The sequence below is a fragment of the Streptomyces sp. NPDC059166 genome, from assembly GCF_042755185.1.
In the GTDB taxonomy this organism is placed as follows: Bacteria; Actinomycetota; Actinomycetes; order Streptomycetales; family Streptomycetaceae; genus Streptomyces.
Genome location: NZ_JBHZCI010000021.1, coordinates 91,965 through 113,564, shown reverse-complemented (window position 1 = coordinate 113,564; position 21,600 = coordinate 91,965). Strand labels below are relative to the sequence as shown.

General features: G+C 71.1%; 18 protein-coding genes and 1 tRNA gene. 13 read left to right on the top strand and 6 right to left on the bottom strand.

What is annotated here, in order from left to right:
- Positions 1-23: 23 nt before the first annotated feature.
- On the bottom strand, positions 24-3,161 hold the full coding sequence (locus ACFXOA_RS17950) for a DUF3427 domain-containing protein (RefSeq protein WP_385028778.1): 3,138 nt from the start codon (positions 3,159-3,161) through the stop codon (positions 24-26).
- Positions 3,162-3,337: 176 nt separating this feature from the next.
- Between ACFXOA_RS17950 and ACFXOA_RS17945 the strand changes: the two genes are divergently transcribed.
- Positions 3,338-3,502, top strand: coding sequence for a hypothetical protein (locus tag ACFXOA_RS17945; RefSeq protein ID WP_385028775.1), 165 nt, complete (start codon positions 3,338-3,340; stop codon positions 3,500-3,502).
- Positions 3,503-3,832: 330 nt separating this feature from the next.
- Complete coding sequence (locus ACFXOA_RS17940) at positions 3,833-6,247, top strand: SpoIIE family protein phosphatase (RefSeq protein WP_385028772.1); 2,415 nt, start codon at positions 3,833-3,835, stop codon at positions 6,245-6,247.
- A 194-nt stretch (positions 6,248-6,441) separates the two neighbouring features.
- Here the strand turns inward: ACFXOA_RS17940 and ACFXOA_RS17935 are convergent, their stop codons facing one another.
- The gene (locus ACFXOA_RS17935; RefSeq protein WP_385028769.1) at positions 6,442-6,648 is read right to left on the bottom strand and encodes a DUF4287 domain-containing protein; all 207 of its coding nucleotides are present in this window, start codon (positions 6,646-6,648) and stop codon (positions 6,442-6,444) included.
- 163 nt (positions 6,649-6,811) lie between these two features.
- On the bottom strand, positions 6,812-7,819 hold the full coding sequence (locus ACFXOA_RS17930) for an SEC-C domain-containing protein (protein ID WP_385028766.1): 1,008 nt from the start codon (positions 7,817-7,819) through the stop codon (positions 6,812-6,814).
- A 313-nt stretch (positions 7,820-8,132) separates the two neighbouring features.
- Here ACFXOA_RS17930 and ACFXOA_RS17925 point away from each other — a divergent pair, with 313 nt between their 5' ends.
- The 3 genes from ACFXOA_RS17925 (at position 8,133) to ACFXOA_RS17915 (ending at position 10,310) form a co-directional block, all read left to right on the top strand.
- Positions 8,133-8,465 carry a DUF6412 domain-containing protein gene (locus ACFXOA_RS17925; RefSeq protein WP_385028763.1) on the top strand — a complete coding sequence of 111 codons (333 nt, stop codon included), beginning with the start codon at positions 8,133-8,135 and terminating at the stop codon, positions 8,463-8,465.
- An 88-nt stretch (positions 8,466-8,553) separates the two neighbouring features.
- Positions 8,554-9,324 carry a YidC/Oxa1 family membrane protein insertase gene (locus ACFXOA_RS17920; RefSeq protein WP_385028760.1) on the top strand — a complete coding sequence of 257 codons (771 nt, stop codon included), beginning with the start codon at positions 8,554-8,556 and terminating at the stop codon, positions 9,322-9,324.
- A gap of 125 nt (positions 9,325-9,449) precedes the next feature.
- Positions 9,450-10,310, top strand: a complete 861-nt coding sequence (locus tag ACFXOA_RS17915; RefSeq protein ID WP_385028757.1) for a fumarylacetoacetate hydrolase family protein — start codon at positions 9,450-9,452, stop codon at positions 10,308-10,310.
- Positions 10,311-10,443: 133 nt separating this feature from the next.
- On the opposite strand, the gene ACFXOA_RS17910 is transcribed toward ACFXOA_RS17915, so the two are convergent.
- Positions 10,444-10,923 (bottom strand): heme-degrading domain-containing protein, encoded by a 480-nt coding sequence (locus ACFXOA_RS17910; RefSeq protein WP_385028754.1) that lies wholly within the window; start codon positions 10,921-10,923, stop codon positions 10,444-10,446.
- Positions 10,920-12,026, bottom strand: coding sequence for a Gfo/Idh/MocA family oxidoreductase (locus ACFXOA_RS17905; RefSeq protein ID WP_385028751.1), 1,107 nt, complete (start codon positions 12,024-12,026; stop codon positions 10,920-10,922). Before ACFXOA_RS17905 ends, ACFXOA_RS17910 begins: the two co-directional genes overlap by 4 nt.
- A 56-nt stretch (positions 12,027-12,082) precedes the next feature.
- Here ACFXOA_RS17905 and ACFXOA_RS17900 point away from each other — a divergent pair, with 56 nt between their 5' ends.
- The 5 genes from ACFXOA_RS17900 (at position 12,083) to ACFXOA_RS17880 (ending at position 16,561) form a co-directional block, all read left to right on the top strand.
- The gene (locus tag ACFXOA_RS17900) at positions 12,083-13,222 is read left to right on the top strand and encodes an ROK family transcriptional regulator (RefSeq protein ID WP_385028748.1); all 1,140 of its coding nucleotides are present in this window, start codon (positions 12,083-12,085) and stop codon (positions 13,220-13,222) included.
- A 203-nt stretch (positions 13,223-13,425) separates the two neighbouring features.
- On the top strand, positions 13,426-14,322 hold the full coding sequence (locus ACFXOA_RS17895) for a hypothetical protein (RefSeq protein WP_385028745.1): 897 nt from the start codon (positions 13,426-13,428) through the stop codon (positions 14,320-14,322).
- A 141-nt stretch (positions 14,323-14,463) separates the two neighbouring features.
- Complete coding sequence (locus ACFXOA_RS17890; protein WP_385028742.1) at positions 14,464-15,258, top strand: HAD-IIA family hydrolase; 795 nt, start codon at positions 14,464-14,466, stop codon at positions 15,256-15,258.
- Positions 15,259-15,324: 66 nt separating this feature from the next.
- On the top strand, positions 15,325-15,885 hold the full coding sequence (locus tag ACFXOA_RS17885; protein WP_385028740.1) for a hypothetical protein: 561 nt from the start codon (positions 15,325-15,327) through the stop codon (positions 15,883-15,885).
- 1 nt (position 15,886) lies between these two features.
- On the top strand, positions 15,887-16,561 hold the full coding sequence (locus ACFXOA_RS17880; protein ID WP_385028737.1) for a class F sortase: 675 nt from the start codon (positions 15,887-15,889) through the stop codon (positions 16,559-16,561).
- Positions 16,562-16,892: 331 nt separating this feature from the next.
- Here ACFXOA_RS17880 and ACFXOA_RS17875 read toward each other — a convergent pair.
- Positions 16,893-16,966, bottom strand: a tRNA-Lys gene (locus ACFXOA_RS17875).
- A gap of 169 nt (positions 16,967-17,135) precedes the next feature.
- Between ACFXOA_RS17875 and ACFXOA_RS17870 the strand changes: the two genes are divergently transcribed.
- The 3 genes from ACFXOA_RS17870 (at position 17,136) to ACFXOA_RS17860 (ending at position 21,518) form a co-directional block, all read left to right on the top strand.
- Positions 17,136-18,419: a peptidoglycan-binding protein gene (locus ACFXOA_RS17870; protein WP_385028735.1), complete on the top strand. Its 1,284-nt coding sequence runs from the start codon at positions 17,136-17,138 to the stop codon at positions 18,417-18,419.
- Positions 18,420-18,541: 122 nt separating this feature from the next.
- Positions 18,542-20,764 (top strand): SPFH domain-containing protein, encoded by a 2,223-nt coding sequence (locus tag ACFXOA_RS17865; RefSeq protein WP_385028732.1) that lies wholly within the window; start codon positions 18,542-18,544, stop codon positions 20,762-20,764.
- Positions 20,765-20,927: 163 nt separating this feature from the next.
- Positions 20,928-21,518 carry a lytic polysaccharide monooxygenase gene (locus ACFXOA_RS17860; RefSeq protein WP_385028729.1) on the top strand — a complete coding sequence of 197 codons (591 nt, stop codon included), beginning with the start codon at positions 20,928-20,930 and terminating at the stop codon, positions 21,516-21,518.
- Positions 21,519-21,600 lie beyond the last annotated feature (82 nt).

Sequence of the window (21,600 nt, the reverse complement as noted above, 5' to 3'; positions counted from 1 at the left end):
GTGGACGACTTGCTCGGCAGGTGCTAGCCGGCTGCGATCGCCGAGTAGGTGAGGACGTCGGCGGGGATCTGGTGCCGCAGCCTCCAGACGATGGCCATCGGCTTACTTCCCTTGTGCTTGACGTACTCGGCGGGCCCTAGAAGCATCCACGGTTGAGGGCCGGCGATGTCGGTCTTCTTGTAACGACGCACGAAGAGCAGTACGTGAGTGCCCTTTTGGCCGTGTGTCTGATAACGGATCCCAGTCGGCGAAGAGTCCGAGGTCTGGTTCTGCGACTCCCAGTGGAACAAGGTGTCGTTGAGGGCGTAGTCCTTATATCGGACCTCCGGAGAGAAGTCCTTCTCATCTTTTTCGAGTGTGATCAGGAGAGCGTCAGTCTGAACTCCTTCGCACCACTTCACGCCCTCTCGGAAATGGCCGGGCATGAATCCATTCACGGTTGATTGGCCGAGGGCAGGAAGGATCTCCTCCCTACTGTATGACGCGTGGACAGCCAGGGGAAGGCTTGAATGAGTGCCGAGGAGTGGCAGTGGGACGTGGTCCGCTTCCTCGAGGGCGTGGGTGAGGACCTGTCGCACTTCGGTGCGAAATGCCCTCTGATGGGCGAGTGTATCGAAACCGGCCTGGTAGTTGGAGAATCCACCGCCCAGAGGCCAAAGCGAAAAGAAGAGCATGCGGGCATAGGCTTGCTCTTGCTCGGACAGGAGATCGTAGGTCGGTGCTTCGTCTGCGAGAAGCTTTCTGTATGCGGCGACGCGAATTGGGTCATCCACATGGAGGAAGGCGGATACCCTCTTCAGCAAAGCTGCTTCGCCGATAGGTGCTTCTTCGTTGAGGAGCTTTGCGCGGCGTAGCAGGCCTGTCCAAGAGTTTCCGGTTCCACGGTAGAGCTCCTTGATGTTTCTGCCGCTCTCCTTGAGGTAGCCGGAGAGGCTGGGTTCTGCGTAAGACGCAACCTCTCTAGCGAGCTGTGTGACATTCACTCCGATTTGGCTTCGAATGTTCTCTATGATCACCTCCTTTGCCTTCGACTCAAGCACGATCTGACAGCCTGAAGGCAATTGCGGGAAGCCTTGCTCAATGTTGTTGAGAAGACGATTGCGCGTCAGATTGGTCAGAGCGCGGAACGATTCCTCGAAGCGAAACTCCTTGCGGTGCTGTCCGATGAAGTCCAGCACGGTGAGCACGGCCTTGTCTTCCGTACGGCGAAGACCGCGCCCGAGTTGCTGAAGGAAGACCGTCGCGCTGGCCGTAGGGCGAAGTAGGAGCAGGGTGTCGACGTCTGGAATGTCCAACCCCTCGTTGAAGAGGTCCACTGAGAAGATGGCCTGCAGTGAGCCCGTGCGCAATTGCTCCAGTGCTTCTTTGCGCTCGTGGCGCGGGGTCTCGCCCGACAGTGCGACGGCGTTGAGACCGGCCCGCCGGAAGAAGTCCGCCATGAAGTGAGCGTGAGCGACTGAGACGCAGAAGCCCAATGCGCGCATCGCTCCAGGGTCGCTGACCTTGTCCAGTACCGCTCGTACGACAAGGCGGGCTCGGGCTTCATTTCCGGTGAAGAGGTTGCCGAGTGCCGTCGCGTCATAGTTGCCGCGCTTCCACGCCACGGCTCGCATGTCGGTATTGTCAGTGATGCCGAAGTAGTGGAAAGGGCTCAAGAGCTCATTCTCTAGAGCTTCCCACAGACGCATCTCTGCGGCAATTCTGCCATCGAAGAACTCGTCCTGGATGTTCCGCCCATCCATGCGTTCCGGAGTTGCAGTGAGGCCGAGAAGTTCTTTAGGTGAGAAATGATCAAGGAGGCGTCGATAGGTGGGGGAAGTGCCGTGATGAAACTCGTCGATAACGATGATGTCGAAGTGGTCTGGCGGGAATCTGTCGAGTATGCGGGTGCTGAGAGACTGTACGCTGGCGAACACGTGGGTCCAGTGGTCAGGAATCTCGCCCGCGTAGAACAATTCGCCGAAGTTCGCATCGATGAGCACGTTCTGATAGACGCTCAGTGATTGCTCAAGGATCTCCTTTCGGTGGGCCACGAAGAGTAGTCGAGGGTCACGGCCCAGCGTGTTTCGAAGGTGCTTGAAGTCCAGTGCGGCCATCACGGTCTTACCGGTGCCGGTGGCAGCTACCAGCAGGTTGCGATGGCGGTCATGAACGGTTCGCTCGACCTCGAGACGCTCAAGCATGTCTCGCTGATGCGGGTACGGTCGGACTTCGAGGCCGGAGAGAGTGATGGCGTTGTGTTGATGCTGGGGGGCTCCGCTCGCGCGGCGCAGAGCTTCGTCTAGCCGTTGCCCATCAGAATCCGGGTCGTAGGACTCAAACGCCTGATCGCTCCAATAGGCATCGAAAGTTGCCTCGAACTTGCGGAGGACCGAGGGCGTGGCGACGGACGAGAGGCGTACGTTCCATTCGAGCCCGTCGAGGAGCGCCGCCTTGGACAGATTGGAACTGCCCACATACGCGGTATCGAAGCCACTTGCTCGGCGGAACAACCATGCCTTCGCGTGCAAGCGGGTTGAGCGAAGCTCGTAGTTGACCTTCACCTCTGCTCCGAAGTCTCGGACCAGGCGATCCAGAGCCCGACGTTCCGTGGCTCCGATGTAGGTGGTGGTCAACACCCGTATCGGGATGCCGCGAGCGCGCGCGGAGGCAAGAGGTTCTTCAAGGATCCGGAGTCCGTGCCACTTGACGAAGGCGCAGAGGAGATCAACGCTGTCCGCTGTAGCCAACTCGGCGCGGAGCTCGAATCCAAGGCTCGGATCCTCTGGCGAGTTGGTGATGAGCGCTGTGTCCGACAGCGGAGTAGCCGGCCGGATGGCGTAGACGCCAGGCGCTTCCTGCTCGGCGATCGACATCAACTGCCGAGGGCCGTCCGTGACTAGATCAACCCACTGAGCGGCGCCCTCAAGGGTGTTGAGCGACTGCAGGATGTGATTGACCGCGAGTACCTGTTCACTGGGGGAGAGACCTTGGAGTACCTGCCGCACCGTGTCACCAACATGCCGGGCCAGAACGTGTGGGGTGGACTCCGCCCCCACCAGCGCCTCGATGGAGCGCCACCCCGCTGCGTCGAGGTGCCTCATCCGCTCTTCGAGTCGACGGGTGATTAGCGTCTCGTAGAGCCCGACTACCGGTGCGTCGCCTGAAGTCCCTTGAACCATGGCCGAGTCCCCCTCGCCTCGTCAGTTACAGGTGAAGTTGTATCAAGGAGCGATGCGCCTCGTGCTGTGCGGCGCCTCTCACACTGGGCTCGCCTCGACCAAGCTGGCTGAATGGCCGCGCAGTTGGGTAACGAGTTCAGGAAGTCGGCCACCGGAGCGAGGAATCGATGTCACCTGTGAGCGTTCATCTGAAACCCAGGACCGGCAAGGAGATCACTCTGGACGACCTGCGGGAACTCGTACGGAAGACGGACAAGCTGCCTGGCAGGAGTCCGATCGTCGCGGTCTGCAGCAGCAAGACCTCGAGGGTCGAGTCCCTGGACATCGAGATCGTGGAGTGATCCGCCCTCCGGCCGGGCGGGCGGGTCCCGCCGGCCGGATCGCTCGTGCGCGGGCATGGGATGCCCAGGCGGCCCCACGCACCGTGTGCGTGGGGCCGCACCTGCGTCCCGGTCGCGTAGCGTCGCCGCCCCTCCCGCGCCCGGACCCAAGACCGCCCGAAGACACGGACGGGCTGGTCGGGGCCCTGTCCATCGGTACGGGCCGCCTCGCGCGTTCCGGCCCTCCGGTCGCGCCCCCACCGTCCCCGCGCGATGCTGGTCCGCGTACGTGTCGTCGTGGGCGGTGGCTCGGTCCCGGGTGCCGTGGCGGGGGGCGAAGGAGCTGGGTTCATGGCTGATGCGCCGCTGATGGTGGTGGACGCCGCCGGGCTGGTCACCGGGTGGAGCCGGGAGGCCGAGCGGCGTTTCGGGGTGGCGACGGCCGACGTGATGGGCATGCGGGTGATGGACGTGCTGGCCCTGGACAGTCTGCGCCCTCCGCCGGAGGCCGAAGGGCTCACCGCCGAGGCGCTCCGCCTGGAACCTCTGGGCGCGACGGACTGGGCCCTCCGGTCGGCGGGGGAGGGCGGCGATTCCGATGCCGTGCTGGACGCCGTCCTGCTGGAAGTGCTGTTCACGCAGGTGCGTGTGCACACCTACGTCCTCGACCCGCACATGCGTGTCCTGCGGGTCAGCGACTCCTCGGGCGACCGCGACGCCGACGAGAACACGCGTCTGCGCGGACAGGCGTTCCGCGACGTGTGCCCGTTCAGGGACCCGGAGGCGGTGGAGGCGGCCCTGGCGGAGCTGATCCGCACCGGTGTGCCGGTCATGGACCAGGAGTACGAAGCGCGGCCGCACGCCTTCGCCGGGGGACGGCACTCCTTCGAGATCACGGCATTCCGGCTCCGGACCGGCCGGACGACCCACCAGGAAGGCATGAATCCGGATCTGGGGGTCCTCGTCTTCACACGTGACGTCACCGAGCAGACGAGAAGCCGGGACCGGGGACGCGCGCTCGACGCGGTGCGGGGCACGGTGGGCCGGACCCTGGACATCGAGGCCACCTGCCGCGATCTCGTCGACGCGCTGGTGCCGGATTACGTGGACGTCGGCGCCGTGGAGGTGGTCGACACCGTGCTGCGGGGCGACGCGCAGCCGCCGGGCCCGCTCGGCCGCGGCGTTCCGCTGCACCGGGCCGCGTACGGGGGCAGCAATGTGCCCGCCCACCCGATCGGTGACGTGCGTGCCGTGCCGTACGGGACGCCGTTCCAGAGGACCCTGACCGACCTGCGTACCCGGGTCGTACCGCTGGACGGCGCCACCTGGCTGGACTCCGACCCGGCGCGGGCCCGCTCGATCCGGCAGGTCGGGGCGCACACGCTCCTGCTGGCGCCGATCACACTGCGTGGATCGGTGCTCGGGCTGCTGACGCTGTACCGCTGCGGCGACTCCGATCCGTTCACCGAGGAGGACATCCCCGTGGTGGAGGCCATGGCCTCCCGCGTCGCGCTGGGCATCGACAACGCGCGCCGCTACATCCACGAGTACACCCTCGCCAGCGCGCTCCAGCGCCGGCTGATGCCGCAGCGGACCGTGCCCCAGCCGGCCGTGGAGACGGACAACCTGGTGCTGCCGGGCGTGGGGCCCGCCGTCTGGTTCGACACGATCGCGCTCTCCGGTGCCCGGACCGCGCTGGTGATCGGCGAGGTGCACGAACGGGGTATCCAGGGAGCCACCGCCATGGGGCAGCTGCGCACCGTGGTGCACGCCCTCGCCGCGCTCGATCTGGAGCCGGACGAGCTGCTGGCGCGCGTGTACGACACCGCGGCCAGGCTGGCGGAGGAACGAATGGAGCTGCCCGAGAGCGATCCACTGCACCGGGAGCCACTGGAGGGCAGCTGCACGTACGCCGTGTACGACCCGTTCGCCGGTACGTGCACGCTCGCTTCGGCGGGCCACACCGCGCCGCTCGTCGTCGAGGCCGACGGCTGCGTCAAGGTCATCGAGGTGATCGCGGGACCCCTGCTCGGCACCATGGAACGTGAGCCCGTCGCCGCAGTCTCCTTCCCGCTCGCGGAGGGCAGCCTGGTGGCGCTCCACACCAGTGCCGTGGACCGTTACGCGGTGCCCGGCGAGGCGATGAGCCAGGCGCTGTCCGCTCCGGAGCGGTCGCTCCAGGAGATCTGCGACGCGATCGCCTACGCGCTCCCCGACACCCCGGAGCTGCGCGGCGCCGCCGTCCTGCTCGCCCGGGCCCGCGCCATGCCCCCGGACCGCTACGCCACCTGGGAGCTCCCCTACGACAAGACGGCGCCGGCGACCGCGCGCCGGCTCACCTCCAAGACGCTCGCCGACTGGCACGTCGGAGCGGACACGGGCGAGGCGACCGAGCTGATCGTCAGCGAGCTGGTGACCAACGCCGTGCGCTACGGCAGCCCCCCGGTCGAACTGCGCCTGATCCTGGACCGCGGGCTGACCTGCGAGATCCGGGACAGCAGCAGTACCGCCCCGTACATGAAGTACGCCGGCGCGGTGGACGAGGGCGGGCGAGGGCTGTTCATCATCTCGCAGCTGGCCTCGCTGTGGGGCACCCGGTTCGCCTCGGAGGGCAAGATCGTCTGGTCGGAGCAGACCATCGCGCACGGTGAGGGCCCGGTCGACGAGACCGCCGAGGGCGGCGACGGCGAGCGGCAGGGGGAGGGCGACGGTGAGGGGGCGACGGAGGGCGAGGACCGGCCCGGCGGGCAGGGGAGCACCGGCTGACCCGGCCACCCGCGGGCGCACCGCCCGTCCCGGCCCACTCGCGCCCCTACCGGTGAACCCGGCCACCCGGGGACGTCACCCCGTCCCGGCCCGACCGCGCCCGTCCCGGCTCACCCGCGCCCGTTCCTGAACCCGGCCACCCGGGGCCGTACCGGCTGCCCCCGGCCCGCGCGCCCTCCGGCCCGACCGCGTCCCTACGCGCTCTCGGCCAGGGTGTGGGCCACCAGCGCGTTGGCGTGGCCGTGCCCCAGGCCGTGTTCCGCCTTGAGCCAGGCGACCAGCTCCATGTGGCGGGTCAGGTCCGAGGAGCGGATGAGGTCCTTCCACTCCGCGACGGGACGTCCGTACTTCTTCTCGATCGAGGGGAAGTAGCTGGCGGGTCCCTTGACTGCTGCGGTCATGTCTCGCGTCCGTCCCATCATCCGTCGGTCCTGGAGCCCCCGGACGCCGGCGCCCTCCGGGGTGACCGGGGGCGCCGGCGGTTCCCCGAGGCGCTGTCGGGAGGGTGGACCGGCGGTGGGAGCGGAACTCATCGGTGTGCGGCGGGCTTTCCCGGCGCCGGCCTCAGTCCGTCCCGTGGCACTCGCGGTACGGGTTGCCCGAGCCGCACCAGCAGGCCGCGTGGCGTGCCGGGGGCCAGGGGACGGCACGCCCGCGGGCCGCCAGCGTCGTCGCGTACTGGGGAAGCAGGTCCGGGTCCGACGGGGACGACGCCTCGGACGCGGCGAACGCCTCGTACGAGGGGACGGTGCCCGCGACGATGCCGAGGTTCTGCGTGCCCCCGGCGTGCAGGTCCCGCAGCGCGGCCTCCAGGGTGGCCAGATGGTCCGTGTACGAGACGTACTCCCGGGCCAGCTCGGGGTAGGCCGCGAGGAGTTCGCGCAGTTCGTCCTCGGGCCACCGGAGCACGGCTACCGGGAACGGGCGGGACAGCGCCGTGCGGTAGGTGCCCAGCTCTGCGCGGAGCCGGGTGATCTCGGCCCGCAGCTCACCCGGGTCGGAGGAACCGAGGGACCAGAGGCGCTTCGGGTCGTGAAGCTCGTCGAGGGGCACGGCGGCGGCGTGCAGGGTGTCGGCCAGCTCGTCCCAGGCGTCGTGCCCGACACCCATCAGCCTGCGCACCCGGTGCCGGCCGGTCAGCAGGGACTGCGTCGCGTAGGGGACCTCCTCGCCGGGAGCGAGGAGCAGCGTCAGCGCCGTCGAGAAGAAGTCGTGGGCCGCCTCCAGCTCGTCGTGCGCCTCCAGGGTCTCCGCGGCGATCTCCCACGGGGCGGCGTCGAGGGGGCCGGCGGCGCGGATGCCGTCGATGATCGCCCGTGCTTCCGCCTCGTGGCCGTACTCCCACAGGTTGGCCGCCTTGAGCGCCTTCACCAGGTGGGGGTGCTCGACGGGGATCTCGGTGGAGCCGAGCAGTTCGTCGTAGAGGGTGCTCGCGCGTGCGCGCTCACCGGCGAGTTCCAGATGGGCCGCTGCCTGGAGGAACAGCGGTTCGTGGTCCTCGGGGTACTGCGCCGCGGTGCGGAGCAGGCGCTCGGCTTCGGTGATGTGGTCGGCAGGCGTGTCGGGGCGCATGGACCACACCGTACTGCGGGACGGGGGCGAGGTGAGAGGGAGTGGCCGGAGTGCCGGTGGAGCCCGGACCGCGGCGAGATCGCTCGGCGCCACGGCGGGGACGGACACCCAGGACACCTCTCCCGCGCCGCCGGTGGCCGGCATCGAGGGCACCCGCCCCCACGCGCCTGCGCGTACGGTGACGGGCCCGGCCCTGGCCCAGCGGCCCGGTCGGGCGGGTGCTCCCCGCTCCTCGTCGACTCCAGCGGCCACCGGACGCCGATCGTGTATAACGAATGAAGGAGACATTCGAACGCGAAAGGGAGGAGGGCCGGTGAGCGACGCCATGAACCAGGTGCGCCGAGCCGTCGCCCGCCTCTTCCGTCCGGCGGCCTTCCTCGTCCTCTTCCTGACCGAGGTCCTGCTCGCCGAGGGCGGCAGCCTCTCCGCCGCCGTCGCGCTCGCCGCCACCGCGGCCGCAGGCTCGGCCCTTCTCGTCTCCTCCGTCATCAGCGCCCGCTGCGCCGCCCCCGTACCCCGTACGAGAGTGCGCACGGCCATGCGCGAGCGCGAGAAGCGCACAGCGTTCCTCCCGCAGCGTGACCCCGACGCCCGGGGCCGCACCAGGCCCCGAGCTCCCGGGGCCGCCCTCCTGACGGCCGCGTAGAGGGCACACTCTTCCATCGCCTTCCGCGCGGGTCGTCCTGCCGAGTCACCCACTCCCCGGCACGACGAGACCCCCGGAGGGCTCACCCATGTCCGCAATCATGTCCGCGTTCGCCAGCCTGGTCGGCGCCTTCGCCGACCTGCTCGAACCGCTGTTCCAGCACGCCTCCACGGCCGCCGCGATCGTGCTGATCACCGCCCTCGTACGGCTCGCCGTCCACCCGCTCTCCCGTGCGGCCGCGCGCGGCCAGAAGGCCCGCACCAAGCTCCAGCCGCAGATCGCCGAGCTCCGCAAGAAGCACGCCAAGAACCCCGAGCGGATGCAGAAGGCGCTCATGGAGCTCCACGCCAAGGAGAAGGTCTCCCCTCTCTCCGGCTGCCTTCCGAGCCTGCTCCAGATGCCCGCCTTCTTCCTGCTCTACCACCTCTTCTCCAGCCGGAGCATCGGCGGCGAACCCAACGCCCTCCTCGGCCACGAGCTCTTCGGCTCCCCGCTCGGCGAGCGCTGGCACGACGCGCTCGCCCAGGGCGGGCCCTTCGGGGAGCACGGGCTGGTCTACCTCGTGCTCTTCGCGATCGTCGCGGCGGTGGCCACGTTCAACTACGGGCGCACCAAGAAGCAGATGGCGGCGAACCCGGTGACGCCCACCACCGGCCCGGACGGACAGCCCGTGCCAGGCATGGGCGCCATGACCAAGGTCATGCCGCTGATGTCCTTCCTCACCCTGTTCTCCGTGGCCTTCGTGCCCCTCGCGGCGGCCCTCTACATCGTCACCAGCACCACCTGGACCGCCGTCGAGCGCGCCTTCCTCTACCGGCTGAGCCCCGCCCCGGAAGCCGCTGTCGCACCCGCCGTCTGAGCGGTCCCGGTCCAGTGTGTGAACAGGGTCTTGCGGATTGATCCGACGTCTTGGAGGATCGACCAAGCCTTTCGCTGGCCGCAACCCATCGACGGGCTCGACCTCGACCAAGGGGAGATGGACCGTTGAAGCTTCTTCGAGTGGGTACGGCCGGTGCCGAGCGTCCGGCACTGCTGGACCGTAACGGGACTTTGCGTGATCTTTCCGGCCTCGTCACCGACATCGACGGCGACCTCCTCGCCGACGCGTCCGCGCTGGCCCGGGTGCGCGAGGCGGCCCAGACGCCCGACGTCCTCCCTCCGCTCGACGCGAGCGGCCTCCGGGTCGGGCCGCCCGTCGGGCGGATCGGCAAGATCGTGTGCATCGGGCTGAACTACCACGACCACGCCGCCGAGACCGGTGCGTCGATCCCGGAGGAGCCGATCCTCTTCTTCAAGGCCCCCGACACCGTCGTCGGGCCCGAGGACACCGTGCTCGTCCCGCGCGGCAGCCGGAAGACCGACTGGGAGGTCGAGCTGGCCGTCGTCATCGGCAGGACGGCCCGCTACCTCGACTCCGCCGAGGAGGCGCTCGGACACGTCGCCGGCTACGCCACCGCCCACGACGTCTCCGAGCGGGAGTTCCAGATAGAGCGCGGCGGCACCTGGGACAAGGGCAAGAACTGCGAGACCTTCAACCCGCTCGGCCCCTGGCTCGTCACCGCCGACGAGATCCCCGACCCGCAGGCGCTCCCGCTCAAGCTGTGGGTCAACGGCGAGCTCAAGCAGGACGGCACCACGGCGGACCAGATCTTCCCGGTCGGCGAGGTCGTGCGCTACCTGAGCCACTTCATGACGCTCTACCCGGGCGACATCATCAACACCGGCACCCCGGCGGGCGTGGCCATGGGCCACCCCGAGCCCAAGCCCTACCTCCGGTCCGGGGACGTCGTCGAGCTCGAGGTCGAAGGGCTCGGCCGCCAGCGCCAGGAGCTCAAGGACGCCTAGGGTCTTTCGTTCGGATCAGGCCGGATCAGGGCTCCCGGAGGGGACGGGCTCCCGGAGCGGACGGGCTCCGGGAGCGGGGACACGGACGGGTGAGGGGCCGGCCGGTGGTACCGGCCGGCCCCTCACCTCTCCCTCAGTCCCGGGGGTGTGCGACGAACTGCTCCAGGGCCTCCACCACCAGCGCGTGGTCCTCCGCCTGCGGCAGGCCGGAGACCGTGACCGAGCCGATCACGCCCGCGCCCTCCACCGCGATGGGGAAGGAACCGCCGTGCGCGGCATAGACGTCCGGGTCCAGCCGCGAGGACTCGTCGAACGTCGTGCCCTTCGCCCGGAAACGCGTCCCCACGAGGTAGGAGCTCTCCCCGTACCGCTCCACCACCCGGCGCTTGCGCTCGATCCAGGCGTCGTTGTCCGCGCTGGAGCCGGGCAGTGCCGCGTGGAACAGCTGCTGGCTGCCGCGGCGGATGTCGATCGCGACCGGGGCGTGCCGCTCACGGGCCAGAGACACCAGCAGGTTCCCCAGCGCGTAGGCGTCGTCGTAACCGAAGCGCGGCAGGGTCAGCCTGCGCTCCTGGGCGATGAGCTCGGAGATGGTCGGAGCACTCGGGTTCACGCGTGCCGCTCCTCTTCGTGGTGGGGGACGAGCGTCACGGACACACCCTCACGGGCCGAGCGCCGTGCCGCCTCCAGTACGTCGAGCGCGGCGGCGGCCTGCAGGGCCGTCACCGGGTTCCCGCCCTCGCCGCGCAGCGCCGCGACGACCCCGGCGTAGTACGCCGGATAGTCGCCGGGCAGCGTACGGACCGGGTCACCGCCGCCGGTCAGCGGGGACTCGCCGGAACCGACCCGGCCCCACAAGGACACGGGCTCCTCGCCCCATGGCTCCCCGGGCCGCGGACGGGCCCCCTCGCGGAGGGCCGCCTCCTGCGGGTCCAGGCCGTACTTCACATAGCCGGCCTTCGAGCCGAGCACCCGGAAGCGCGGACCGAGCTGCGCCGTCGTGGCGCTCACGTACAGGTGCGAGCGGACACCGCCGGCGTGCGTGATCGCGATGAAGGTGTCGTCGTCGGCCGCCGCGCCGGGGCGGCGTACGTCGGACTCCGCGTACACCTGCACCGCCGGGCCGAAGAGCGTGAGCGCCTGGTCGACGACATGGCTGCCCAGGTCGTAGAGCAGCCCTCCGATCTCCTCCGGGTCGCCCGACTCGCGCCAGCCGCCCTTCAGCTGCGGACGCCACCGCTCGAAACGGGACTCGAAGCGCTGCACCTCACCGAGCTCGCCCTCCTCGATCAGGGCCGCCAGGGTCAGGAAGTCGTTGTCCCAGCGACGGTTCTGGAAGACCGACAGCAGCAGCCCCCGCTCCGCCGCCAGCGCGGCCAGTTCGCGGGCCTCGGCCGCGGTGCCGGCGATCGGCTTGTCCACGACCACGGGGAGCCCCGCCTCCAGTGCCGCCCGGGCGATCGGCACATGGGTCTTGTTCGGTGAGGCGATCACCAGCAGGTCCAGCTCGCCGGCGAGCGGCCACAGCTCCTCGGGCGTGGCCACGATCCGCACGCCGGGGAACTCGGCGAGGGCCTGCGCGCGCCGCTCCTCGTTCGAGGTGACGACCGTGTCGAGGACGAGGCCCTCGGTCGCGGCGACCAGGGGGGCGTGGAAGACGGAACCCGCCAGGCCGTAGCCGACGAGCCCGACGCGAAGTGGAGCGTTGGCTGTCATACCGACCACTTAAGCAACGCTGTTGCCAAAGTGCAAGCGATGAGGACAATGGTGGGGTGAACAGGAGTAACGGCAGGAGCGGCGGAGTGAACCTCCCGGCCCTGCGCCACCACAACGCGTCGCTCGTCCTCGACCTGCTGCGGGTGGCCGGCGAACAGGGCATCAGCCGGCTGGAGCTCGCCGAGCACACCGGTCTCACCCCGCAGGCGGTCAGCAAGATCACCGCCAGACTCCGCACGGAGGGCCTCGCCGCCGAGGCCGGCCGCCTCGCCTCCACCGGCGGCAAACCGCGCACCGTGCTCCGCCTCGTCCCGGACGCCGGATACGCCGTCGGCCTGCACCTGGACCGCGACGAGCTCACCGCCGTCCTGGCCGACCTGGCAGGCACCACGGTCGCGACCCGCACCTTCCCGCTCGATCTCGGAGCCCCGGCCGCCGACGTCCTCGCCACGGCCGCCCACGCGGTGCGGACGGTACGGGACTCCGCCCCGGAGGCCCCCTTCGGCGCGGCCCGGCAGGTCTTCGGCGTGGGCGCGGCGCTTCCCGGCCCGCTGGACCACCGCGGCGGGGTGCTGCACCGGGTCACCGGCTTCCCCCAGTGGGACGGCTATCCGCTGCGGGACGCCCTCGCCGAGCGGACCGGCCTCCCCGTCGTCCTCGACAAGGACACCAACGCCGCGGCCCTCGGCCTTGCCCTGCGCGAACGCGCCGACGCCGACTTCGCCTACCTCCACCTCGGCACCGGCCTCGGCGCCGGACTGGTCCTGGGCGGCGCCCTGCACCGCGGGGTGCGCACCGGCGCCGGCGAGTTCGGGCACCAGACACTCCAGCTGGACGGCCCTCCCTGCTCCTGCGGCGGCCGGGGCTGCGTCGAGGCGCTCTGCCTCGCCGCCGTCTCACGCGGCGACGTCGCCGAGGCGGCCAGGGTGCTCGGGGCGGGCGCCGCCAACCTCGTGGGCCTGCTCGACATCGACCGCGTCGTCCTCGGCGGCCGTACCGTCGCCGCCGACGAGGACGCCTATGTCGAAGGCGTACGCGCCGTCGTCGAGGAGCGGGCCCTGCGGGAGGGCGTCACCCCGGCCGTGCCGGTCGCCGTAGCCGGCGGAGGCGACCGTCCCGTCGCCGAGGGAGCGGCCCAGCTGGTCCTCGCCCCGCTCTTCGGCCGCGCCGGCGAGGACGGCGGCACCCGCGCCTGAGCGCGGCCGGCCGGGTGGACTTCGGCGCCCGAACGGGCGGAGTACGCCGCCCGCGGGTGGCGGGCCCACGCGCGTGCGTGGCAGCGTCGCACCCGGAAACGTACCGCCCAGGCCATACGTCCGGCCGTGCGTGGCCGTGTCGGCGCTCCAGCCCTCTGTGGCCGACCGCCCCGGCCGTTCGCGAGCAGCGAAGGGTGACCCCCATGCCCAGCAGACCCCCCGCGCGCCTGCGTGACGGCCGCGCCCTGACCCGCCTCGGACTGGCCGCCGGGCTGGTCGTACCGGCCGGTCTCCTCGGTGTCCCGGCCGCCATCGCCATCCCGGTCACCGCCCCCGCCGTGTCCGGTGCGACCGCCCCCGCGGCGGGCCAGGAGGCCGCTCCGGAGCAGGCGGAGTGCGGCGACCGGCAGGCCGAGGACTTCCCGATCGAGACGAGGATCCACGGCGGCCCCGACACCTACGCCTCGGGCGGCGGCTACGGGACCTGGTACCTGGACCTGGAGAACACCACCTCCGCCCCCTGCCACGCCATCCACCCCGTGCTCGTCCTCACCGACGAGGAACGGACGCTCACCGCCGAGCAGATCCAGCTGGAGTTCACCGAGCGGGCCCACCCCGACGAGGAACACCGGGTGAGCTGGGAGTCCACGGACCGCGACGAACAGATCGGTGTCTTCGGCAGCGGGGAGCAGGACGACGACTTCGCCGGTTTCACCGTCCCCGCGAAGAGGACGGTCACCGTCGAGGTCCGGATGGCCTTCACCTCCGACACCCTCCCCGGCAAGGTCACGGCCCGTGCCGCGATCGTGCAGCGGCGCGCCGCCGCGGACGCGGGGACCGGCGACGAGCAGACCGGCAAGGCGGCCGACGGGGACTGGGTCGGGGAGTCGGAGGCGTACGAATTCGTCATCGTCGACAGCGGGATCGAGGCACCTCAGGTTCCGGGGCGCACCGCGGAGGCGGAGGGCGACGCCGTGCCCGAACTCGCCCGCACCGGCCGCGACCGTGCGCTCGCGGCCGGCCTCGCCTCCGGCGCCCTGGTCCTCGCCGGGGTCGCGGCCGTGGCCGGGGCGAGGCGGCTGCGGACCCGGCGGCGCTGACCGCGGCCCGGATCCCTCTTGATCGGCAGGTTCCGCCAGGAGGAACCCGCGGCCTAAGATCGAGGCGTCGGCGCTGCACAGCGCGGTGCCGCCGGCGTCCAGCACCCCGGGTGCACAGCGCGTACGGCAGGAGTCCGTCACATGGCAGAGCGCAAGCCGATCGAATCCTGGCTGACCGACATGGACGGCGTCCTCATCCACGAGGGCACCCCGATCCCCGGCGCCGACGCCTTCATCAAGCGGCTGCGGGACTCCGGCCTGCCCTTCCTGGTCCTCACGAACAACTCCATCTACACCGCCCGCGACCTGCACGCGCGCCTGAAGCGCATGGGTCTGGACGTGCCCGTGGAGAACATCTGGACCTCCGCGCTGGCCACCGCGCAGTTCCTGGACGACCAGCGCCCGCGCGGCACCGCCTACGTCATCGGCGAGGCCGGGCTCACCACCGCGCTGCACGACATCGGCTACGTCCTCACCGACCACGAGCCGGACTACGTCGTCCTCGGCGAGACCCGGACCTACAGCTTCGAGGCCCTGACCAAGGCGATCCGGCTGATCAACGGCGGCGCCCGCTTCATCTGCACCAACCCGGACGAGACCGGGCCCTCGGCCGAGGGCCCGCTGCCCGCGACCGGTTCGGTGGCCGCGCTGATCACCAAGGCCACGGGCAAGTCTCCGTACTTCGCGGGCAAGCCCAACCCGCTGATGATGCGCACCGGCCTCAACGCCATCGGCGCCCACTCGGAGACCTCCGCGATGATCGGCGACCGGATGGACACCGACGTGCTCGCCGGGCTGGAGGCGGGCATGCAGACCTTCCTCGTCCTCACCGGCCTCACCGCCGAGGCCGACATGGACCGCTACCCGTTCCGGCCGTCGACCGTCGTCGACTCGATCGCGGACCTCGTCGAACTGGTCGACCTGCCCACGCCGTAACCCGACCGGGCTACAGCGGATGCGGGCTGACCCCTCAAGCGTGAACCTCTCCTCAGGAGGTTTACGATGCGTTCACTGCCCCTCACGTTCTGTGCCGTCATCGCGGCCGGGACGATAGCCCTTCCCGCGTCCGCCGCCCCGGCCCAGTCGAAGGCCGACGACTCCAGGGACGAGAAGCGTTCGGGAACGGTCTCGGTCAGCCCGTCCCGTGTCTCCCCCGGTGGGGAGGTGGAGCTCCGGACCGACGCCTGCGGCAAGGGCAGGTCGGCCCGGGGCAACTCCGAGGCGTTCGCCACAGAGGCGCGCTTCGAGCACGACGGCGGCAAGGAGCTCGTCGCCGAGGCCCGGATCCGGTCCGACGCCGCGCCCGACGAGTACGAAGTCTGGGTGACCTGCAAGGACGGCCACGGCAAGGCCACCGGCACGTTCACCGTCGTCCACCACAGCCGCCCCTCGCCCGTCGCCCCCGTCCGGGCCGGCGGCGGAGGCACGGCGGTGCTCGCCGAGGGCACGGCCGACGAAGGCCCCGGCACCCCGCACACCGTGATCGGAATCGGGCTCGGCGCCGTGGCCGCCGTGGCCGTCGGCTTCCGTGCCGCACGCCGCCGCCGTCCGGCGCGGCACTGAGATGAGCACCACGGACCGCCCCGCCGGTGCGGGGCGTCTGCTGACCGGTGTCACCTGGGCCGTGCTCCTGCTGGGGCTGTGGCTGTGGGGCCGCGCGGCCACCGCCGGGAACTCGGCCCCCACGACCGGTGACGTCGCCGCGGTCGGACGCCCCCTGGGCGTACCGCTGCCCCCGCCGCACGACCCGCTCGACGCGGCGGCACCCCAACGCGTCGAGATCCCCTCCATCGGGATCAAGGCGAACATCGTCCGGCGTGGCCTGGACGGAGAGGGGGCCATCGAGCCCCCGCCGTTCTCGACCCCGAAGGCGGTCGGCTGGTATGCCGACGGCACCGAGCCCGGCGCGGAGGGGGCGGCGCTCTTCGTCGGCCACGTCGACACCGAGAGCGAACCCGCCGTCTTCTACGGGCTGAGTGCCGCCAGGCCCGGCGAGAAGGTCCGGGTGAGCCGCGCGGACGGGAAGACCGCCGAATTCACCATCGACGACGTCCAGGTCTTCACCCGCGAACGCTTCGACGCGCAGAAGGCCTACGGGCAGCGTCACGACGGGCGGGCCGAGCTCCGCCTGATCACCTGCGGCGGCACCTACGACCGCGAGTCGCACGCGTACACGGCCAACGTCGTCGTGTCCGCGTACCTGACCGACGAGATCGACGGCGCGAAGAGCCGCGTCTGAGGGCGCCTCCCGCGAGAGGCCGCCTTCCACCGCGGCCGCTCACCCACGGTGCCGAAGACCGACCTGGCCCGGCCGGCGTCAGCTCCCCACGGAGCCCGCCGGCCGGGCCGGTCCTCGACCACACCGTCCGGGCGCGGGAGGCTGCCCGGGCGCGGCGCGGGAGACCGGAGTGGGCGCCACTGTAGGGCCGGCGCTCCGCACGCCCAGTGGATTTCCGGCAGGTTGTCCTGATCCGGCGGGTGGGAACACCACCCGGGCCGCCGGCCCGGACCGTGCTCCTGAGCACATGCGAAGAGGCCCCCTCACTCGGTGAGGGGGCCTCTTCGTTGCGTGCGCCGTCAGGGACTCGAACCCCGGACCCGCTGATTAAGAGTCAGCTGCTCTAACCAACTGAGCTAACGGCGCCTGCTGACCTGGAGAACATTACCCGATGTGCGGGGGTGCTCCTGACCAATTCCTTCCCGCCTCGGCCTGTCGGATGGTCGTTTTGTCCCTTTAATACCTCAACATGAGATATGCCGAAAAGGTGAGATGCGGGGGATCCCGACGCTGCCGAGAGGAAGAGGGGTCGCGCATGAGTGTGCCGGTCTTCGAGGAGTACGAACCCGAAGCCGACTGCGGCTGCCGGGGCTGCGCCCTGCGGCGCCGCACGGCAGCCGCCGCCCCGCCCGTGCGCCACGGCGGGCACCCGGCCGCGCACGGCGCACGCCGTGCGCTGGTGCTGGTCACCGCCACCGGCGTGGCCCTCTCCTGCGGAGCCGGGCAGGCCGCCCCGCGGGAGGCGGGGCAGGACGGCGCGCGGGCCCGTACGGCGGCTGATCCGCAGCCCGGCAGTCCACAGGGCTCCGTGGGTCCGCTGAACAACGGCGGAGCGCCGGGGGCGCCCGGCACGGCGCAGCGCACGACCACCCGCACCGCGATCATCGACCGCGCCAAGAAGTGGGTCACCGCCAAGGTGCCGTACGACATGACGGCGTACTGGTCGGACGGCTACCGGCAGGACTGCTCCGGCTATGTGTCGATGGCCTGGAACCTCGGTACGAACGAGTGGACCGGCAGCCTCGCCGGCTTCGGGACGAAGATCGCCAGGGCGGATCTCCAGCCCGGCGACATCCTGCTCTTCCACAACCTGGCCGATCCGGCGGTCGGATCACACGTCACGATCTTCGGCGGGTGGGCCGACGGGACGCACACCCACTACCTCGCCTACGAGCTGACCAGCCCGAAGGCCCGCAAGGCGACGACGCCGATGGCCTACTGGACCAACTCCTCCAAGTACGTGGCCTACCGCTACAAGGGGATCGTCAGCGGGTCGAGCGACAGCGGAACGGCGACCGCGTTCCCGGGGGCCGCGAAGTTCGGGGCCGGAGCGGACAACGCGCACGTGACCCGGCTGGGGAAGATGCTCATCGCCCACGGCGGCGGACGCTTCTACACCCAGGGCGCCGGCCCCCGCTGGGGCGACGCGGACAGGCGCGCGACCCAGGCCTTCCAGCTCGCGCAGGGCTGGAAGGGCAAGGAGGCCGACGGAATTCCCGGCCCTCACACCTGGAAACTCCTGGTCCAGGGCACCGGGCGCAAGATCCCCGCCGCCGGGGCCGGCAGCGCCCCGGGAGGCACCGCGGCCTATCCGGGACTGAGCCACTTCCAGCCCGGCAGGTCGAACAGCCACGTCGAGCGGCTCGGGGCACAGCTGGTGCGGAAGGGGTACGGCGCCCACTACACGACCGGTCCCGGTCCGCGCTGGACGGAGGCCGACCGCCGGAACGTGGAGGCGTTCCAGCGCGCCCAGGGCTGGAACGGCGCGGCGGCCGACGGATACCCGGGGCCGGAGACGTGGCGCCGGCTCTTCGCGTGACGTCGTGCAGGCGGGACGGATGTGGCTCCCAGCCATCCGGCGGGGCCACGGCCCGACTGCTGTGAACGGCTGACGGCTTGACGGCTTGACGGTGTGAAGCAACGCAACGCAACGGAACGGACATGACGGAGGCGGAAATGCGGTCCACCGAGAACGTACGGGGCGAGTGGGACGAGCTGGGTGAGTGGGATGCGCGGGCTGCGGTCCCCGGGCCGCCCGGTGTCCTGGGCGGGCAGGAGGAGACCCCGGCGGCGCCCGACCAGTACGTCACGGGGGTGCCGGGACCGGGAGCGGAGCCGTCGGGGAAGCGGATGCGGTGGCCGGTGGTCGAACGGCCTGCCTGGCCGGTGGTGAGCCCGCCGGCTGCGGAGGCGCGCACGGAGCGGACCGGGGCGGTGGCGGATACGGCGGCGGAGCCGGCCTCCGAGGCGGAGGCTTCAGCGGTGTCGGGGACGGCGGGCATTCCTGTGGGCGGTGCGCCGGCGGGGGACCGTCAACCCACGGCGGAACGCGTCGCAGCCGGGAGCTCCGGGCCGGCCGGGGATCTCGAAGCTGCCGGGGATTCCGGCCCGCTGCCGGGTCCGGCACCCGTGCTGGAGGTCCGGCCCCCGGACGCCGAGGCGGACGCCGAGGCGGACACCGAGGCGGAGACCGAGGAGGAGGCGGTCGTGGCCGCGGAGCCCCGGCTGGTCACGCCGCGTCAGGAGGACGGCCCGATCTCATCGGTGGAGGAGATCCCGGCGGATCTCGGGCCCGCCCTGGACGCGATCGCCGTGGCCGGCCGAGGGGCCCCCACCGACCGGGCCGTCACCCTGGACCTGGATCTGGATCTGGATCTGCACCCGGGCCGGGATCTGGACTCGGGCCGGGATCTGGACCTGGGCGGGGACCTGGACCTGGATCTGGCGAAGGGCCCTGACACCGAGATCCTCCCCGTCGCGGTACCACCTACCGCCATCGGACCGGAGGGGCAGGCCGTCCCGCACGACAGAGCGACCACACGCGACGAGGCGCACCCGCACGACGAGGCACACCCGCACGACGAGGCGCACCCGCAGGACGGGGCGCAAGCGCTCGGGGGCACGCGAGCGCGCGACGTACCGCAGCCGCCCGACCGGGCCGACGCGCACGGCCCGGGGGAGGCGGCGGTGCCGGACCTGCGGAAGCCGGGGACCGCGGAGGCCGGTGGGCCCGAGCGTCCCGGCCGGGCCCCGGTGACGCTGACCGTCGGTGCGGCGGACCCGGCCGCCTGGCGGGCGGCGGGACGCAGGCAGCCCGTCATCTCCACCGAGACCACCGCGCCCATCCCCGTCCACCTCCTCTTCCGCGACGACGAGAAGCCGGGCCCGGTGGGCGCCGAGCCCCGGCAGCCCGGCAGCGGCCGCCCGCCCCGCCCGCGCTCCTCGCAGCCGCGCCGCCCCGGCAGGCCCGCGCCCCTCGCCGACCCCCGCCTGGCCGAGAGGCCCGGCCCCGCCCTGCCCGGCTGGGCCGCACTGCTCACCGCGGCGGCCGGGACCGTCGCGGGGCTCGCAGCCCTCTGGTGGCAGGGCGCGCTGCCCGACGCCATCAGCGAGGGGCTGGGGCTGGACCGGCGCGCCTACGGCGGTGTGGGTGTCGGAACCTGGGCGGTGCTCTCGCTGCTGGGGGCCGTGGTGCTCTTCGCGCTCTGCGGCCTCGGCCGGGGCCGGGCCGGCCATGCCAGCGTCCTGACCCTCTTCGGTGACTACCGGGGCAGCGTCCGCAGGACCGGGCTCCTCTGGATCTCCCCGCTCCTGCTGCGCCGCAGGACCGACGTACGGCTCAGGCACTGGCGCAGCGAGCCGCTGCGGGCCGTCGACGCGAGCGGTACGGGCCTGCACGCCGTCGTCCTCGTCGTGTGGCGGGTGAAGGACACCGCGCGGGCCGTGCTCGGAGTCGCCGACCACGAGCTCTACCTGCGGGACCAGGTGGAGGCCGCGCTCGCCCGGGTGCTCTCGCAGCTGCCCGCGGACGCCTTCGAGGAGGAGACCCGTACCCTGCGTGACGCCGAGGCCGTGGGGGACTCCCTGACCCGGATGCTGCACGCGGACTGCGAGCCCGCCGGTATCGAGGTGTACTCGGCGCAGCCGACCGAGATCGAGTACGCGCCCGAGGTCGCGGCGGCCATGCAGCGCCGCCGGGTGGCCGCGATCGACGCCAGGCACCGCGACGGGGTCCTGACCGCGGTGGTCGACGCCGTGGACGACACGGTCGGCCGGCTGACCGCACGCGGCATCGTCGAGCTCGACTCCTACGAACACAAGGCACTGGTAAGGGACCTGACGGTCGCCTTCTACGCCGGCCGGGGCGGTGGGGAAGGGGCGTGACCGCTCGCGGTGGCCGGGGGAGGCGCACCGAAACCCGGCGCACATTGGTCTGGACATGTTCATGGCTTGTCAATAATCTGGACTTGGTCTAGACCGCAGTAACGCGCGCAGCGGAGCCACGTAATCCCCAGAACCTCCCCCACGTTCTCGAGGAGTGACAAGCATGCGGAAAAGGGCGAGCGCGGCCTTCATAGGCCTGGCCATCGCGGGTGTCTCGATGTTCGCGACCAGCAGCGCCAGCGGTCACGGGTACACGGACACACCCATCAGCCGGCAGAAGCTGTGCGCCAACGGCACGGTGACCGGGTGCGGCAACATCCAGTGGGAACCGCAGAGCGTCGAGGGCCCCAAGGGCTTCCCGGCGGCAGGACCGGCGGACGGCAAGATCTGTTCCGGCGGGAACGGCCAGTTCGCCCAGCTCGACGACCCGCGCGGCGGCGGCTGGCCGGCCACCAAGGTCACGGCGGGGCAGGGCTACAGCTTCCGGTGGCAGTTCACGGCCCGGCACTCGACGAGTGACTTCCGCTACTACATCACCAAGAACGGCTGGGACCCCACCAAGCCGCTCACCAGGGCCGCGCTGGAGTCGCAGCCCTTCATGACGGTGCCGTACGGGAACCAGCAGCCCCCGGCGACACTGACGCACCAGGGCTCGATGCCCACGCAGAAGACCGGGAAGCACATCATCCTGGCCGTGTGGAACGTGGCGGACACGACCAACGCGTTCTACGCCTGCTCCGACGTGCAGTTCTGACGCGAGGGCCTGACCCGAGGGCCCGCCGCGGCACAAAGCACAGTGGCCGGTCTCCCCGAAGGGAGACCCGGCACAGTGGTGT